The organism is Cellulomonas sp. P4_B5_2 (assembly GCF_056402235.1).
This window is the reverse complement of sequence record NZ_JBFUHU010000036.1, coordinates 1-16,320: the sequence shown is the minus strand read 5'-3', so window position 1 is coordinate 16,320 and position 16,320 is coordinate 1. Positions and strand designations below refer to the sequence as shown.

Below are 16,320 nucleotides of genomic sequence, written 5' to 3'. Positions count from 1 at the left end.
GCCCCGAGGGGCGAGCATCACTTGATGATCTTGATGACCTTGCCCGAGCCGACGGTGCGGCCACCCTCGCGGATGGCGAAGCCGAGGCCCTCCTCCATCGCGATGGGCTGGATGAGGTTCACGTGGATCTCGGTGTTGTCGCCGGGCATGACCATCTCGGTGCCCTCGGGCAGCGTGATGACGCCGGTGACGTCGGTGGTGCGGAAGTAGAACTGGGGGCGGTAGTTCCCGTAGAACGGGTTGTGACGGCCACCCTCGTCCTTGGCCAGGATGTAGACCTGGCCCTCGAACTCGGTGTGCGGGGTGATCGAGCCGGGCTTGACGACGACCTGGCCGCGCTCGACCTCCTCGCGCTTCGTGCCACGCAGGAGCAGACCGACGTTCTCGCCGGCCTCGGCGTAGTCGAGCAGCTTGCGGAACATCTCGACGCCGGTGACCGTGGTCTTGATCGCCTTCTCCTTGATGCCGACGATCTCCACCTCCTCGTTCACCTTGAGCTTGCCGCGCTCCACGCGACCGGTGACGACGGTGCCACGACCGGTGATCGTGAAGACGTCCTCGATCGGCATGAGGAAGGGCTTGTCGATGTCGCGCACCGGGTCCGGCACGGACTCGTCGACGGCGGCGAGCAGGTCCTCGACGGACTTGACCCAGATCGGGTCGCCCTCGAGCGCCTTCAGGCCGGAGACGCGCACGACGGGGACCTCGTCGCCGTCGAAGCCCTGGGCCGAGAGCAGCTCGCGCACCTCGACCTCGACGAGCTCCAGGATCTCCTCGTCGTCGACCATGTCGGTCTTGTTCAGCGCGACGAGCAGGTAGGGCACGCCGACCTGACGGGCGAGCAGGACGTGCTCACGCGTCTGGGCCATCGGGCCGTCGGTCGCCGCGACCACGAGGATGGCGCCGTCCATCTGCGCCGCACCGGTGATCATGTTCTTGATGTAGTCCGCGTGACCCGGAGCGTCGACGTGAGCGTAGTGACGCTTCTCCGTCTGGTACTCCACGTGCGCGATGTTGATGGTGATACCGCGCTGCTTCTCCTCGGGCGCCTTGTCGATCTCGTCGAACGGCGTGAAGGGGTTCAGGTCGGGGTACTTGTCGTGCAGCACCTTCGAGATGGCCGCGGTCAGCGTCGTCTTGCCGTGGTCGACGTGGCCGATGGTGCCGATGTTGACGTGCGGCTTCGTCCGCTCGAACTTCGCCTTGCCCACTGGGTGTCCTCCTCAGGACTTGGTAGAGATTGGCCGACGTTCTGCGGCTACCGGACGGTAGCCGTTCGACGCGGCGTCCTACGGGTCGGTTTGTGTGATGGAACTACAGGGTTCGACCTGTGGGACTACTCGCCCCGGGTCTTCTTGATGATTTCCTCGGCAACGTTCCGAGGAACCTCGGCGTAGCTGTCGAACTGCATCGAGTACACCGCGCGACCCTGGGTCTTCGACCGCAGGTCACCGACGTACCCGAACATCTCGGAGAGGGGCACCGTGGCGCGGATGACCTTCACGCCCGTTGCGTCCTCCATGGCAAGGATCATGCCGCGGCGCGAGTTGATGTCGCCGATGACGTCACCCATGTACTCCTCAGGAGTACGGACCTCGACGGCCATGACCGGCTCCAGCAGAACCGGGTCGGCCTTGCGGACCGCTTCCTTGAGGATCATCGAGCCCGCGATCTTGAACGCCATCTCCGAGGAGTCGACGTCGTGCGCGGCACCGTCGAGCAGGATCGCCTTGACGCCCACGAGCGGGAAGCCCGCGAGGACGCCGAGCTGCATCGCGCTCTGGATGCCGGCGTCGACCGACGGGATGTACTCGCGCGGGATGCGGCCACCGGTGACCTTGTTCGAGAACTCGTACAGCTCGCCCTCGGCGGGGTCCAGCGGCTCGAAGGTCATCTGGACCTTCGCGTACTGGCCCGAGCCACCGGTCTGCTTCTTGTGCACGTAGTCGATCTTCTCGACCGAGCGACGGATCGTCTCGCGGTACGCGACCTGCGGCTTGCCGACGTTGGCCTCGACCTTGARCTCGCGACGCATGCGGTCCACGAGGATGTCGAGGTGGAGCTCGCCCATGCCGCCGATGACGGTCTGGCCGGTCTCCTCGTCGTGCTTGACGCGGAAGGTCGGGTCCTCCTCGGCCAGCTTCTGGATGGCCACGGAGAGCTTCTCCTGGTCACCCTTCGTCTTCGGCTCGATGGCGACGTCGATCACCGGCTCCGGGAACGTCATCGACTCGAGCACGACGGGGTGCGCCGGGTCGCTCAGGGTGTCACCCGTGGTGACGTCCTTGAGACCGATGAACGCGTAGATGTGACCCGCCGTGGCGTCGTCGACCGGGTTCTCCTTGTTGGAGTGCATCTGGAAGAGCTTCCCGATGCGCTCCTTCTTGTTCTTGGTCGAGTTGAGCACCTGGGCGCCCTGCGCCACCTTGCCGGAGTAGACCCGGACGTAGGTGAGCTTGCCGAAGAACGGGTGCGAGGCGACCTTGAACGCGAGGGCCGAGAACGGCTCCGTCGAGTCGGGGTGACGCTCGACGACGAGCTCGGGGTCCTTCATGTCGTGGCCCTCGACCGCCGGGACGTCCAGGGGCGTCGGCAGGTAGTCGATGACGGCGTCGAGCATGGGCTGGACGCCCTTGTTCTTGAACGCCGAACCGCACAGGACCGGGTATGCCTCGCTGGAGACGGTGAGCTTGCGGATACCGCGCTTGATCTCGGCGACCGTCAGCTCTTCGCCACCCAGGAACTTCTCGAGCAGCTCGTCGTCGGTCTCGGCGACGGCCTCGAGGAGTGCTGCGCGGTACTGGTCCGCCTTCTCGACCAGGTCGGCCGGGATGTCCTCGACCTCGTACTTCTCGCCCAGGGCGGTCTCGCCGCGCCAGACGAGGGCACGCATGGTGACCAGGTCCACGACGCCGATGAAGTCGTTCTCGGCGCCGATGGGCAGCTGGATGACCAGCGGCCGGGCCTTGAGGCGGTTCACGATGGTGTCGACGGTGAAGTAGAAGTCCGCGCCGAGCTTGTCCATCTTGTTGACGAAGCAGATGCGCGGGACGTCGTACTTGTCGGCCTGACGCCAGACGGTCTCGGACTGGGGCTCGACGCCCTCCTTGCCGTCGAAGACGGCGACGGCGCCGTCGAGGACGCGCAGCGATCGCTCCACCTCGACGGTGAAGTCCACGTGGCCCGGGGTGTCGATGATGTTGATCTGGTTGTCGTGCCAGTAGCAGGTCGTCGCGGCGGACGTGATCGTGATGCCGCGCTCCTGCTCCTGCTCCATCCAGTCCATCGTCGACGCGCCGTCGTGCGTCTCACCGATCTTGTAGTTGACCCCGGTGTAGAAGAGGATCCGCTCGGTGGTCGTCGTCTTGCCGGCATCGATGTGAGCCATGATGCCGATGTTGCGGACCTTCGTGAGGTCCGTCAGCACATCCAGTGCCACGTGAGTTGCCCCTTGTCGGTTGGCTTGGGTGGCGCCACCGGTCCGGCCCGAGGATCGGACCGGCGGCGCAGCGCCCGTGGGTGCCGGGATTACCAGCGGTAGTGCGCGAAGGCCTTGTTGGACTCGGCCATCTTGTGCATGTCCTCGCGACGCTTCACCGCGGCACCGAGGCCGTTGGACGCGTCGAGGATCTCGTTCATGAGGCGCTCGGTCATCGTCTTCTCGCGGCGAGCGCGCGAGTAGTCGGTGAGCCAGCGCAGCGCGAGGGTGGTCTGACGGACCGGGCGCACCTCGACGGGCACCTGGTACGTGGCGCCACCGACGCGGYGCGAGCGCACCTCGAGCGACGGGCGGACGTTGTCCAGCGCGCGCTTGAGCACGACGACCGGGTCGCCCTGCGTCTTCTCACGGACACCCTCGAGGGCGCCGTAGACGATGTGCTCCGCGACGGACTTCTTGCCGTCGAGCAGGACCTTGTTGATCAGCTGCGTGACGACCGGGGACCCGTAGACGGGGTCGATGACGAGCGGCCGCTTGGGGGCCGGACCCTTGCGAGGCATCAGCCCACCTTCTTCGCGCCGTAGCGGCTGCGCGCCTGCTTACGGTTCTTGACGCCCTGCGTGTCGAGGGCACCTCGGACGATCTTGTACCGGACACCCGGGAGGTCCTTCACACGGCCACCGCGCACGAGCACGATCGAGTGCTCCTGCAGGTTGTGACCGACACCGGGGATGTACGCGGTGACCTCGACCTGGCTCGAGAGGCGGACGCGCGCGACCTTGCGGAGCGCGGAGTTCGGCTTCTTCGGGGTCGTGGTGTAGACGCGGGTGCACACACCGCGTCGCTGGGGGGAGCCCTTGAGGGCAGGCGTCTTCGACTTGTTCGTCTTCGCCTGCCGGCCCTTGCGGACCAGCTGCTGGATCGTAGGCACTACGTCTCCGTCTGTTGGATGAATCTCTGGTCGACCGGCACCCGTCACCCTGGACGGCCGGCATGGTCGAGGATCGTCGCCCGTCGCGCGACTACCTCGCAGTTCTTGCGTCCCGCACCGACCCCCGCGCCCGGGCGTGTCGCCCCGGTCCTCCGCACCGCAGTCCGCAAGGTTGCCTTGAGGAGAGACGGCGCGGTGGAGAGAGACCACCCGATGCCCTCGGACGCACCATCCTGAACTGAGTCCAGAACCAAGGCGTCCACCGAGTGCATGCGCGAGAGCCCGACGGCGCGGGCACGGTGTCCTACGTTACCTGGCGCCTGGGGAGGCGTCAAAGCGGCTGACCACAGAGCCAGCCCTTGCGGGCCACCCCTGAAGAACACCCGGGCCGCACCGGGGATTCCCGGGACAAAAGGCCCGAGGGGGCCCACCGTGACGGTGGACCCCCTCGGGTCGGCATGTGAGGCCGACGTCAGCGGTAGTCGCCGAAGTCGATGTCCTCGAGCGGGATCGCCTCGCCGGAGCCGAGGCCCAGGGCGGGGAAGTCGATCTCGTCGTAGCCGAAGGTCGGGTACAGCTCGGCCTTGGCCTCCTCGGTGGGCTCGACCGCGATGTTGCCGTAGCGGGGAAGCCCCGTGCCGGCCGGGATGAGCTTGCCGAGGATGACGTTCTCCTTGAGGCCGAGCAGCGGGTCGGACCGACCCGACATCGCAGCCTCGGTGAGCACCCGGGTGGTCTCCTGGAAGGAGGCCGCCGACAGCCACGAGTCCGTCGCGAGCGACGCCTTCGTGATGCCCATGAGCTCCGGACGACCCGACGCCGGCTGACCGCCCTCGGACACCGCAGCGCGGTTCGCGTCCTCGAAGCGCCCACGCTCGGCGAGCTCGCCGGGCAGCAGGTCGGTGGTGCCGGAGTCGAGGACCGTCACGCGGCGCAGCATCTGCCGCACGATGACCTCGATGTGCTTGTCGTGGATGTCCACACCCTGCGAGGAGTAGACGACCTGCACCTCGTCGACCAGGTGCTTCTGCGTGGCACGCGGGCCGAGGATGCGCAGGACCTTCTTCGGGTCCACCGCACCCACGACGAGCTGGGTACCCACGGAGACGTGGTCGCCGTCCGAGATCAGCAGGCGCGAGCGCTTGGTGATCGGGTAGGCGATCTCCTCGGAGCCGTCGTCGGGCGTGAGGACGAGGCGACGCGAACGGTCACCCTCCTCCACCGCGATGCGACCCGAGAACTCCGCGATGGGCGCCTCACCCTTGGGGGTGCGGGCCTCGAAGAGCTCCTGGACACGCGGCAGACCCTGCGTGATGTCGTCGGCCGACGCCACACCACCGGTGTGGAAGGTACGCATCGTCAGCTGCGTGCCGGGCTCACCGATCGACTGGGCCGCGATGATGCCGACGGCCTCGCCGATGTCGACGAGCTTGCCGGTGGCCAGCGAACGGCCGTAGCAGCGCGCGCAGGTGCCGACGCGGGACTCGCAGGTGAGCACCGAGCGGATCTTCATCTCGGTGACACCGGCCTCGAGGAGGCGGTCCAGCAGCACGTCGCCGACGTCGTCACCGGCGTGACCGATGACCTCGCCGTCGATCTCGACGTCCGTCGCCAGCGTGCGCGAGTAGACGCTCGTCTCGACCTTGTCGTGACGACGCAGCGTGCCGTCGGTCCCGGGGACGCCGATCGGCATGGTCAGACCACGCTCGGTGCCGCAGTCGTCCTCACGGACGATTACGTCCTGCGAGACGTCCACCAGACGACGGGTCAGGTAGCCCGAGTCGGCGGTCCGCAGAGCGGTGTCCGCCAGACCCTTGCGGGCACCGTGCGTCGCGATGAAGTACTCGAGGACCGACAGCCCCTCGCGGTAGTTCGACTTGATCGGGCGAGGGATGATCTCGCCCTTCGGGTTGGCGACGAGGCCACGCATACCGGCGATCTGGCGGACCTGCATCCAGTTGCCGCGCGCGCCCGAGCCGACCATCTTGTAGACGGTGTTCTGGCGCGGGAAGTTCTCCTGCATCGCCTTGGCGACCTTGTCGGTGGCCTGCGTCCAGATCTCGATGAGCTCCTGACGACGCTCGTCGTCGGTGATCAGGCCCTTCTCGTACTGGCCCTGCACCTTCGCCGCACGTCCCTCGTGCTCCTCGAGGATGGCCGCCTTGGCCGACGGGGTCGCGACGTCCGAGATGGAGATCGTGACGCCCGAGCGGGTGGCCCAGCGGAAGCCGGCCTCCTTGAGCGCGTCCAGCGAGGCAGCGACCTCGACCTTGGGGTAGCGCTCGGCCAGGTCGTTGACGATGACCGAGAGGCGCTTCTTGTCGACGACGCCGTTCTCGTACGGGTAGTCGACGGGCAGGAGCTCGTTGAAGAGCGCCCGGCCCAGCGTCGTCTCGTACAGGAGCACGTCGCCCTCGGACCAGCCCTCGGGTGCGTCCTCCTCGGTCAGGACCAGGTCGTCGAAGCGGATGCGCACCACGGCGTTGAGGTCCAGGGAACCCTGGTCGAACGCCATGATCGCCTCGGAGACCGTGCTGAACGCACGGCCGGCGCCGAGCGCCTCGTCCTTGTCGTTGGTCAGGTGGTACAGGCCGATGATCATGTCCTGCGAGGGCATGGTCACCGGACGACCGTCCGACGGCTTGAGGATGTTGTTGCTCGAGAGCATGAGGATGCGGGCCTCGGCCTGCGCCTCCGCGCTCAGGGGCAGGTGGACGGCCATCTGGTCACCGTCGAAGTCCGCGTTGAACGCGGCGCAGACGAGCGGGTGCAGGTGGATCGCCTTGCCCTCGACCAGCTGGGGCTCGAACGCCTGGATGCCCAGACGGTGCAGCGTGGGTGCGCGGTTGAGCAGCACCGGGTGCTCCGTGATGACCTCCTCGAGCACGTCCCAGACCACGGGACGGGCGCGCTCGACCATGCGCTTGGCCGACTTGATGTTCTGCGCGTGGTTGAGGTCCACGAGGCGCTTCATCACGAACGGCTTGAACAGCTCGAGCGCCATCTGCTTGGGCAGGCCGCACTGGTGGAGCTTGAGCTGCGGGCCGACGACGATGACCGAACGGCCCGAGTAGTCGACGCGCTTGCCGAGCAGGTTCTGACGGAACCGACCCTGCTTGCCCTTGAGCATGTCCGAGATCGACTTGAGCGGGCGGTTGCCCGGACCCGTCACCGGACGGCCACGGCGGCCGTTGTCGAACAGCGAGTCGACGGCCTCCTGGAGCATCCGCTTCTCGTTGTTGACGATGATCTCGGGCGCGCCCAGGTCGAGCAGCCGCTTGAGGCGGTTGTTSCGGTTGATCACGCGGCGGTACAGGTCGTTCAGGTCCGAGGTGGCGAAGCGGCCACCGTCGAGCTGGACCATCGGACGCAGGTCCGGCGGGATGACCGGGACGGCGTCGAGCACCATGCCGGTGGGCGAGTTGGTCGTCGTGAGGAACGCGTTGACGACCTTGAGCCGCTTCAGGGCACGCGTCTTGCGCTGGCCCTTGCCGGTCTTGATGATCTCGCGCAGCGAGTCGGACTCGGCCTCGAGGTCGAACGCCTCGAGACGCTTCTGGATCGCCGCGGCGCCCATCGAGCCCTCGAAGTAGTTGCCGTACCGGTCCTGGAGCTGGCGGTAGAGCATCTCGTCGCCCTCGAGGTCGGCGACCTTGAGGTTCTTGAACCGGTCCCAGACCGCGTCGAGGCGGTCCAGCTCCAGGTCCGCACGCTTGCGGATCTGCGCCATCTCGCGCTCGGCGGAGTCGCGCACCTTGCGGCGTGCGTCGGCCTTGGCACCCTCGGCCTCGAGCTCGGCCAGGTCGGCCTCGAGCTTGGTGGCGCGGGTGTTGATGTCGTTGTCGCGGCGGTCCGAGATCTCCTTCTTCTCCAGGTCGATCCCGTTCTGGAGGTTGGGGAGGTCCTCGTGCCGGCCGTCGACGTCGACCCACGTGATCATGTAGGCCGCGAAGTAGATGACCTTCTCGAGGTCCTTCGGGGCGAGGTCGAGCAGGTAGCCGAGGCGCGACGGCACRCCCTTGAAGWACCAGATGTGSGTSACRGGMGCGGCSAGCTCGATGTGGCCCATGCGCTCACGRCGSACCTTGGMRCGGGTCACCTCGACGCCGCAGCGCTCRCAGATGATGCCCTTGAARCGSACGCGCTTGTACTTRCCGCAGTAGCACTCCCAGTCCCGGGTGGGACCGAAGATCTTCTCGCAGAACAGGCCATCCTTCTCCGGCTTCAGGGTCCGGTAGTTGATGGTCTCGGGCTTCTTCACCTCGCCGTGCGACCAGGCACGGATGTCGTCGGCCGAGGCAAGGCCGATACGCAGCTCGTCGAAGACGTTGACGTCGAGCAAGAGGGGTCCTACTTCCTTCGCTTGCCGGTCTCGAGGACCAGCGGAACGGAAATGTTGCTAAAGGGTGCGGGCACCCCGGTCGGCATCTCGGGTGAGCAACCGACCGGGGGCTCGACGTCAGATCTCTTCGACGCTGCTGGCGTTCGGACGCCGGGACAGGTCGATGCCGAGCTCTTCCGCTGCGCGGTAGACCTCGTCGTCGTTCTCCTTCATGTCGATGGAGACGCCGTCCGAGGAGAGCACCTCCACGTTCAGGCAGAGCGACTGCATCTCCTTGAGGAGGACCTTGAAGGACTCCGGGATGCCCGAGTCGGGGATGTTCTCCCCCTTGACGATCGCCTCGTACACCTTGACGCGTCCGGGGACGTCGTCCGACTTGATGGTGAGGAGCTCCTGCAGCGTGTAGGCAGCGCCGTACGCCTCGAGGGCCCACACCTCCATCTCGCCGAACCGCTGGCCACCGAACTGCGCCTTACCACCCAGCGGCTGCTGCGTGATCATCGAGTACGGACCCGTGGAACGTGCGTGGATCTTGTCGTCGACGAGGTGGTGCAGCTTGAGGATGTACATGTAGCCGACCGCGACCGGGTCCGGGAACGGCTCGCCGGAGCGCCCGTCGAACAGGCGCGCCTTGCCGTCGCCCCCGACGGTGCGGACACCGTCACGGTTCGGCAGCGTGGCCGAGAGCAGACCGGTGAGGGTCGTCTCCGGGACACCGTCGAACACGGGCGTCGCGACCGGGTTGCCGGCCGGCGACGACGCGGCGATGGCCGGGACGTCGTCCCGCCAGGACACGTCACCCTCGGCGAGCTGGATGTCCCAGCCCTGCTTGGCCACCCAACCGAGGTGCGTCTCGAGGACCTGGCCGACGTTCATACGACCGGGCACACCGAGCGGGTTGAGGACGACGTCGACCGCGGTCCCGTCGGCGAGGAACGGCATGTCCTCGACCGGCAGGATCTTGGAGATGACGCCCTTGTTGCCGTGACGGCCGGCCAGCTTGTCGCCGTCCGTGATCTTGCGGCGCTGCGCGATGTACACGCGGACCAGCTCGTTCACGCCGGCGGGCAGCTCGTCGCCGTCCTCCCGGCTGAACGTGCGGACCTCGATGACCGTGCCGGACTCGCCGTGGGGCACCTTGAGCGACGTGTCCCGGACCTCGCGCGCCTTCTCACCGAAGATCGCACGGAGCAGGCGCTCCTCCGGGGTCAGCTCGGTCTCGCCCTTGGGCGTGACCTTGCCGACGAGGATGTCGCCGGCCGCGACCTCGGCGCCGATGCGGATGATCCCGCGCTCGTCCAGGTCCGCGAGGACCTCCTCGGAGACGTTCGGGATGTCCCGCGTGATCTCCTCCGGGCCGAGCTTGGTGTCGCGCGCGTCGACCTCGTGCTCCTCGATGTGGATCGAGGACAGGACGTCGTCCTGCACGAGGCGCTGCGACAGGATGATCGCGTCCTCGTAGTTGTGGCCCTCCCACGACATGAACGCGACCAGCAGGTTGCGGCCGAGCGCGAGCTCGCCCTCGTCCGTGGCCGGGCCGTCGGCGAGCACCGAGTTGACCTCGACGCGGGCGCCCTGGTCGACCAGCACGCGCTGGTTGTAGGACGTGCCCTGGTTCGAGCGACGGAACTTGGCGACGCGGTACGTCGACGTGGTGGCGTCGTCGTTGGCGACGACGATCAGGTCCGCCGACACCTCGGTGACGACACCTGGCTTCGTCGCGACGATGACGTCGCCCGCGTCGATGGCCGCACGACGCTCCATACCGGTACCCACGAGCGGGGCCTCGGAACGGACCAGCGGGACGGCCTGGCGCTGCATGTTGGCGCCCATGAGGGCGCGGTTGGCGTCGTCGTGCTCGAGGAACGGGATCAGGGCCGTGGCCACCGACACCATCTGGCGCGGGGAGACGTCCATGTAGTCGACGGCCTCGCCGGCGACGTACTCGATCTCGCCGCCCTTGACGCGGACCAGGACGCGGTCCTCCTCGAAGGCACCGTTGGCCTTGAGCGGGGCGTTCGCCTGCGCGATGACGTGGCGGTCCTCGTCGTCGGCGGTCAGGTAGTGGACCTCGTCGGAGACCTTGCCCTTGATGACCTTGCGGTACGGGGTCTCGACGAAGCCGAACGGGTTGATCCGCCCGTACGTGGCGAGCGAGCCGATGAGGCCGATGTTCGGGCCCTCAGGGGTCTCGATCGGGCACATGCGGCCGTAGTGCGACKGGTGGACGTCACGGACCTCCATGCCGGCGCGGTCGCGGGACAGACCACCCGGGCCCAGCGCGGACAGGCGACGCTTGTGCGTCAGGCCCGMGAGGGGGTTGTTCTGGTCCATGAACTGCGACAGCTGCGACGTGCCGAAGAACTCCTTGATCGACGCCACCACGGGGCGGATGTTGATCAGGGTCTGCGGGGTGATCGCCTCGACGTCCTGCGTCGTCATGCGCTCGCGCACGACGCGCTCCATCCGCGACAGGCCCGTGCGGACCTGGTTCTGGATGAGCTCGCCGACCGCGCGGATGCGACGGTTGCCGAAGTGGTCGATGTCGTCGGGCTCGACGCGGATCTCCACGGACTCGCCGCCACGCGTGCCGGGCAGCGAGGGCAGGTCGATGTGCAGCGACGCGAGGTACTTGATCGTCGCGACGACGTCGTCCTTGGACAGGACCGAGTCGGCGAGCGGGACGTCCAGGCCGAGCTTCTTGTTCAGCTTGTAGCGGCCGACCTTGGCGAGGTCGTAGCGCTTCGGGTTGAAGTAGAAGTTCTCGATCAGCGCGCGACCAGCCTCGACCGTGGGCGGCTCGCCCGGGCGGATCTTGCGGTAGAGGTCGAGCAGCGCCTCGTCCTGCGTCTGGACGTGGTCCTTGTCCAGCGTGTCGATGACGGCCGGGTACGCGGCGAACTCCTCGCGGATCTCCGCGTCCGTCATGCCGAGCGCCTTGAGCAGCACAGTGGCGTTCTGCTTGCGCTTGCGGTCGACGCGCACGCCGACGTTGTCGCGCTTGTCGATCTCGAACTCGAGCCAGGCGCCGCGGCTCGGGATGACCTTGGCCGTGAGGACGTCCTTGTCGGACGTCTTGTCCGCGGTGCGCTCGAAGTAGACGCCCGGCGAGCGGACGAGCTGCGAGACGACGACGCGCTCGGTGCCGTTGATGATGAAGGTGCCGCGCTCGGTCATGAGCGGGAAGTCGCCCATGAAGACCGTCTGGCTCTTGATCTCACCGGTGGTGTAGTTGACGAACTCCGCCGTGACGAACAGCGGGGCGGCGAAGGTGAAGTCCTTCTCCTTGCACTCCTCGGCCGTGTACTTCGGCGGCTCGAAGCGGTGCTCGCGGAACGACAGCGACATGGAGCCGCCGAAGTCCTCGATGGGCGAGATCTCCTCGAAGATCTCCTCGAGACCAGCGGTCTCGGGAACGTCCTGCCGACCGGCCTCGAGGGCCTTGGCCACACGGCCCTGCCACTTCTCGTTGCCGAGCAGCCAGTCGAAGCTCTCCGTCTGCAGACCGAGCAGGTCCGGGACCTCGAGGGGCTCGTGGATCTTGGCGAAGGAGATACGGCGAGAGGCGGTGCGGTTCGCGATGGCGTCGGCGGTCGGAGCAGAAGGGGTGCGCGAGGCAGCCAAAAGAGGGGTCCTTCCCAGCGGATCGAGTGCACGCTGCACTGGTCCTGGCTAGGCGCGATCCCCCGGCCGGCGAGCCCCACGACGTCGTGCATTGACGACGAGGGTGGGCTCGGGTTATACGGGATCGCGGGCACAGGCCAGCGCAAAGCGCTAGCATACTCGGCCGCGGCTGCAAAGTCCACCCGGCATCGACACCCCCTGGAGTCCCCCACCGAAGTGGTTGACCGACCCTGAGGCGTCCGGTACGAGCGGGCGGCTCCGCCCGCACGACGACGTCGTTGTCGTCGCGCACATGGTGGCACACGTGGCGGGCCGGCGAAAGCCTGTCCCTCATCCGGACGCGGCGAGGCCCGCGTCCCCTGGGGGGCGCGGGCCTCGTCTGCGAGCTGGCGTGCTACCTCCGTGCGACCGGCGGACCGGCGACGGAGGCGGCGATCACTTGAGGGTGACCGTGGCGCCGGCGGCCTCGAGGGTCGCCTTGGCCTTCTCGGCGTTCTCCTTGGTGATGCCCTCCAGGACGGCCTTGGGAGCGGCGTCCACGAGGTCCTTGGCCTCCTTCAGGCCGAGGCTCGTCAGGACGCGCACCTCCTTGATGACCTGGATCTTCTTGTCACCGGCGGCCTCGAGGACGACGTCGAACGAGTCCTTCTCCTCCTCGGCCTCGACCTCGGCAGCGCCACCGGCGCCGGCGGGGGCCGCAACGGCGACGGGAGCGGCAGCGGTGACCTCGAAGGTCTCCTCGAACGCCTTCACGAACTCGGAGAGCTCGATGAGGGAGAGCTCCTTGAACGCGTCGATGAGCTCGGTGGTGGTGAGCTTCGCCATGGTGGCGGTTCCTTCCGATCAATGCCCGGTGGCCGGTGCGGCTACCTGGGCGGGGGTTCAGTGAGTGCCTGTCGCCGGGTGGCTCAGGCAGCGACCTCGGTCGACTCCTCGAGCTTGAGCCGGAGAGCGTCGACGGTGCGTGCAGCCTGAGCAGCGGGGGCGGTGAACAGGTAGGCCGCCTGGAAGAGCGACGCCTTGAACACGCCGGCCGCCTTGGCCAGCAGAACCTCACGGGACTCGAGGTCCGCGAGCTTGGTGACGTCCGCAGCGGTCAGGGCGCGTCCGTCGAGGACACCGCCCTTGATGACCAGTGCAGGGTTCGCCTTGGCGAAGTCACGCAGTCCCTTGGCGGCCTCGACCGGGTCACCGGAGACGAAGGCGATCGCCGACGGGCCCGTGAGCGCGTCGTCGAGGCCTTCGAGGCCGGCATCCTTGGCCGCGATCGCGGTCAGCGTGTTCTTCACCACGGCGTAGGTTGCGTTGCCGCTGAGCGCCTTGCGCAGCTTCTTGAGCTGAGCAACGGTGAGCCCGCGGTACTCGGTCAGCACGGCTGCGTTGGAGTCACGGAACAGGTCCGTGAGCTCTGCGACAGCGGCTGCCTTGTCCGGCCTCGCCATGGCAATCCTTCCGATGGTGGTGCCACCGGTCGTCACGTCCCCCAACAGAAAGAGCCCCGCGCAGGCGCGGGGCTCGCCAGGAAGCTCGGCGCAAGCCGAACCATCCGGGAACTCTCACCTGCGCTGGCCTCCGCGTGCTGCGGGACTTCGGGCGATCGGGCGTGAGCACTGCGTGCGCACGACACGGTCGACGACCGGCGGTCTTTGGGTCCCCTCAGGGTACGGCACGGGCCGGAGGCCACCAAATCGCCGGTCAGAGCGGGGCGCCGAAGCAGACCAGCGGTGCGACGACCCCGGTCTGGGCCGCGTCCTCGGCGGTCGCCGTCGCGACAGCCTGCGCGACCGGGACGCCCGTGGCGAGAAGCGCGTGGGTGCGCGTCATCACCTTGAGCGCGGTCGCGTCCGGGAGCGGGGCGAGCGCGGCGACGACGCAACCGACCCCGGTGCGCAGGAGCACGCTCGCGAGCCCGAGCGCCTCTCCCCCGGCCCGGATGCTCGCGCGGCCCACCTCGCAGCTGGACAGCAGCACGAGGTCCGGCGACCCCCCACCCGAGTCCAGCTCGTGCGCGAAGAGCGGCCCGTCGGCCATGCGGACCGACGAGAAGAGCGGGTTGTCGGGCTCGTGGCGGCCGTGCGCGGCGAGGTGCACGATGCCCGGCGAGCCCAGCAGGGCGATCATCCGGGAGACCGTGGCCTCCTCGCCCACCACGACCTCTCCCCCCGGCCACAGCCGGCCGATCTCCTCGGCCTCCGCCTCGGCGTGGCGCAGACCCGGTCCGGCGGCGGCGCTGACCCGGACGGGGACGGGGCTTGCCGTGCCGGCGTAGGTCATCCAGTGGTGGACCGACGGGGCGACGACGGTCGGCAGGCCCACGCGCGACGAGAGCATCGACCACGGCAGCACGCCGAGCCAGCCGGTCGCCACGACGACCAGCTCACCGGGCGCGCCGAGCGCCGGCTTGAGCCGCTGCTCCAGCCGGGTCATCCCGGTGTGCAGGGAGCTCAGCGCGACGCCGCGCAGGTCGGAGGGGACGAGGGGGTTCGCGGTTACCTCGAGGTCGGCGTGCACGCGCCGGACCAGCTCCGCGATGCTCGCCGTCTCCCCGAGGTGGTGCAGCACGGTGCGGTCGTCGCCGACCTCCACGGCCAGGAGCTCGCCCCGGTGCTCGAGCACGTCGAGGACCACGCCGCCGGGCCGGTCGCGCAGCAGCCGCCGCACCTCGACGGTGCGACCCGCCCGGTCACCCCCGGCCCGTCCGCTCTCGTGCCAGGACCGGGCCAGGATCTCGTGCTTCAGGCGCTGCGCCTCGCGCTCGACACGGAGGAGCCGAGGGTCGCCGCCCACCCGCAGCCGCACCCCACGGTTCTTGTCGATCAGCTCGCGCAGCTCCTCGAGCAGGGCCGCCGAGACGGGGTCGCTGGGCGGGTTGACCCGCGGGGTCCCGCCGATCACCGACCGCACCCGCTCCGCCGCGTCGAGCACGGCCGAGGCCCGGCCGGTGGCGAGCGCCAGCGACACGTCGAGCGCCGCGAGCCCGGTCCCGTGCACCGCGCCGGCCGTCCGCAGGTCGAGCGAGCCGAACCGCGACCGGTGCAGCCCGAGATCGCGCTGACCGGCACGGACGTACCGCCCCGCGCGCTCCCGGTCCCCCGCCTCGAGCGCGAGCATCGCGCGGATGCGGCGCCCGTGCAGCCGGACCGCGATGGGGTCGCTGTTCCGCACGGGGCCGAGCGCCTCGAGCACCGCGGCGGGCTCGGTGAGCACCCCGCGCGCGAGATCCGCCTCGATCCGCACGTAGGCCGCGGCGGTGGCCCAGATGGTGCGGCCGGTGGAGATGCACATCTGTTCCAGCCGACTCGCGCTGCGAGCCAGGGCCGCCCAGCGGGCGCGGGAGTGCACGTCACCCGGGGCGCTCGCGTACGCCTCGGCATCGGCCTGCAGGGCGAGCAGGGAGGAGCGGACCACCCACGCGTCGTCGCCGCGCCGACGGAACCGTCGCTCGGCCGACAGGGCGAAGTCACGGGCGGCGGCGAGGTCGCCACGCAGCATCGCGCACTCGGCCCGACCCAGCTCGCACTCGGCGACGTCGCGCGGGAGGTGCTGCTCGGCGAACCGCGCGGCGGCCTCCGCCAGGGTGCTGTCGGCGACACCGACCAGCCCCGCCTCCAGCAGCACGCGCGCGCGGTCCTGGAGCGCGGTGGGTCGGGGTGGCCCCGGCAGGATCGCGGCCGCGGCCTCCATCACGGCGAGGGCCTCGGGCATCCGGCCGGCGACGAAGCTCAGGTAGCCGAGGTTGTGCTCCGCCTTGAACACGAGGCGGACGAAGCCGGCCTCCCGCGCGCGCCGGGCGCACTCCGCGAAGTCCGCCCTCGCCGCCGCCACCTCGCGGCGCTCGATGTGCAGCACGCCGCGGTTCAGCAGCGAGCGGCACGCGTCGATCGGGTCGGCGTCGTCGGACGCGGCGATCGCCACGTCCAGCTCCCGCAGCGCGTCGTCCTGGCGACCGGCCCGCAGCGCCAGCAGCCCGCGCAGGCCGGAGAC

General features: G+C 68.8%; 9 protein-coding genes. All 9 read right to left on the bottom strand.

Annotated features, from left to right (window positions below):
- Nucleotides 1-17: 17 nt before the first annotated feature.
- Nucleotides 18-1,211 (bottom strand): elongation factor Tu, encoded by a 1,194-nt coding sequence (tuf, locus tag AC1DUQ_RS04255; protein WP_056088906.1) that lies wholly within the window; start codon nt 1,209-1,211, stop codon nt 18-20.
- Between the two features lie 125 nt (nt 1,212-1,336).
- Nucleotides 1,337-3,439 carry an elongation factor G gene (fusA, locus tag AC1DUQ_RS04250; protein ID WP_477073435.1) on the bottom strand — a complete coding sequence of 701 codons (2,103 nt, stop codon included), beginning with the start codon at nt 3,437-3,439 and terminating at the stop codon, nt 1,337-1,339.
- A gap of 89 nt (nt 3,440-3,528) precedes the next feature.
- Nucleotides 3,529-3,999: a 30S ribosomal protein S7 gene (rpsG, locus tag AC1DUQ_RS04245; protein WP_477073434.1), complete on the bottom strand. Its 471-nt coding sequence runs from the start codon at nt 3,997-3,999 to the stop codon at nt 3,529-3,531.
- Nucleotides 3,999-4,370 (bottom strand): 30S ribosomal protein S12, encoded by a 372-nt coding sequence (gene rpsL / locus AC1DUQ_RS04240; RefSeq protein ID WP_013770160.1) that lies wholly within the window; start codon nt 4,368-4,370, stop codon nt 3,999-4,001. The genes rpsG and rpsL overlap by 1 nt, the downstream gene beginning before the upstream one ends.
- A gap of 472 nt (nt 4,371-4,842) precedes the next feature.
- Nucleotides 4,843-8,712, bottom strand: a complete 3,870-nt coding sequence (locus AC1DUQ_RS04235; protein ID WP_477073433.1) for a DNA-directed RNA polymerase subunit beta' — start codon at nt 8,710-8,712, stop codon at nt 4,843-4,845.
- Between the two features lie 117 nt (nt 8,713-8,829).
- A complete protein-coding gene (gene rpoB, locus AC1DUQ_RS04230) occupies nt 8,830-12,336 on the bottom strand; it encodes a DNA-directed RNA polymerase subunit beta (protein ID WP_477073432.1) in 3,507 nt (1,168 codons plus the stop codon).
- Nucleotides 12,337-12,771: 435 nt separating this feature from the next.
- Nucleotides 12,772-13,161: a 50S ribosomal protein L7/L12 gene (rplL, locus tag AC1DUQ_RS04225; RefSeq protein ID WP_477061360.1), complete on the bottom strand. Its 390-nt coding sequence runs from the start codon at nt 13,159-13,161 to the stop codon at nt 12,772-12,774.
- An 83-nt stretch (nt 13,162-13,244) separates the two neighbouring features.
- The gene (gene rplJ / locus AC1DUQ_RS04220; RefSeq protein WP_056088890.1) at nt 13,245-13,778 is read right to left on the bottom strand and encodes a 50S ribosomal protein L10; all 534 of its coding nucleotides are present in this window, start codon (nt 13,776-13,778) and stop codon (nt 13,245-13,247) included.
- Between the two features lie 253 nt (nt 13,779-14,031).
- A partial coding sequence (locus AC1DUQ_RS04215) for a CHAT domain-containing protein (protein ID WP_477073431.1) occupies nt 14,032-16,320 on the bottom strand: 2,289 nt, incomplete at its 5' end.

What these genes read in the sequence shown, in the direction of transcription:
- rplJ (WP_056088890.1), bottom strand. Translation starts at nt 13,778, where the DNA reads ATGGCGAGGCCGGACAAGGCAGCCGCTGTCGCAGAGCTCACGGACCTG.
- rplL (WP_477061360.1), bottom strand. Translation starts at nt 13,161, where the DNA reads ATGGCGAAGCTCACCACCACCGAGCTCATCGACGCGTTCAAGGAGCTC.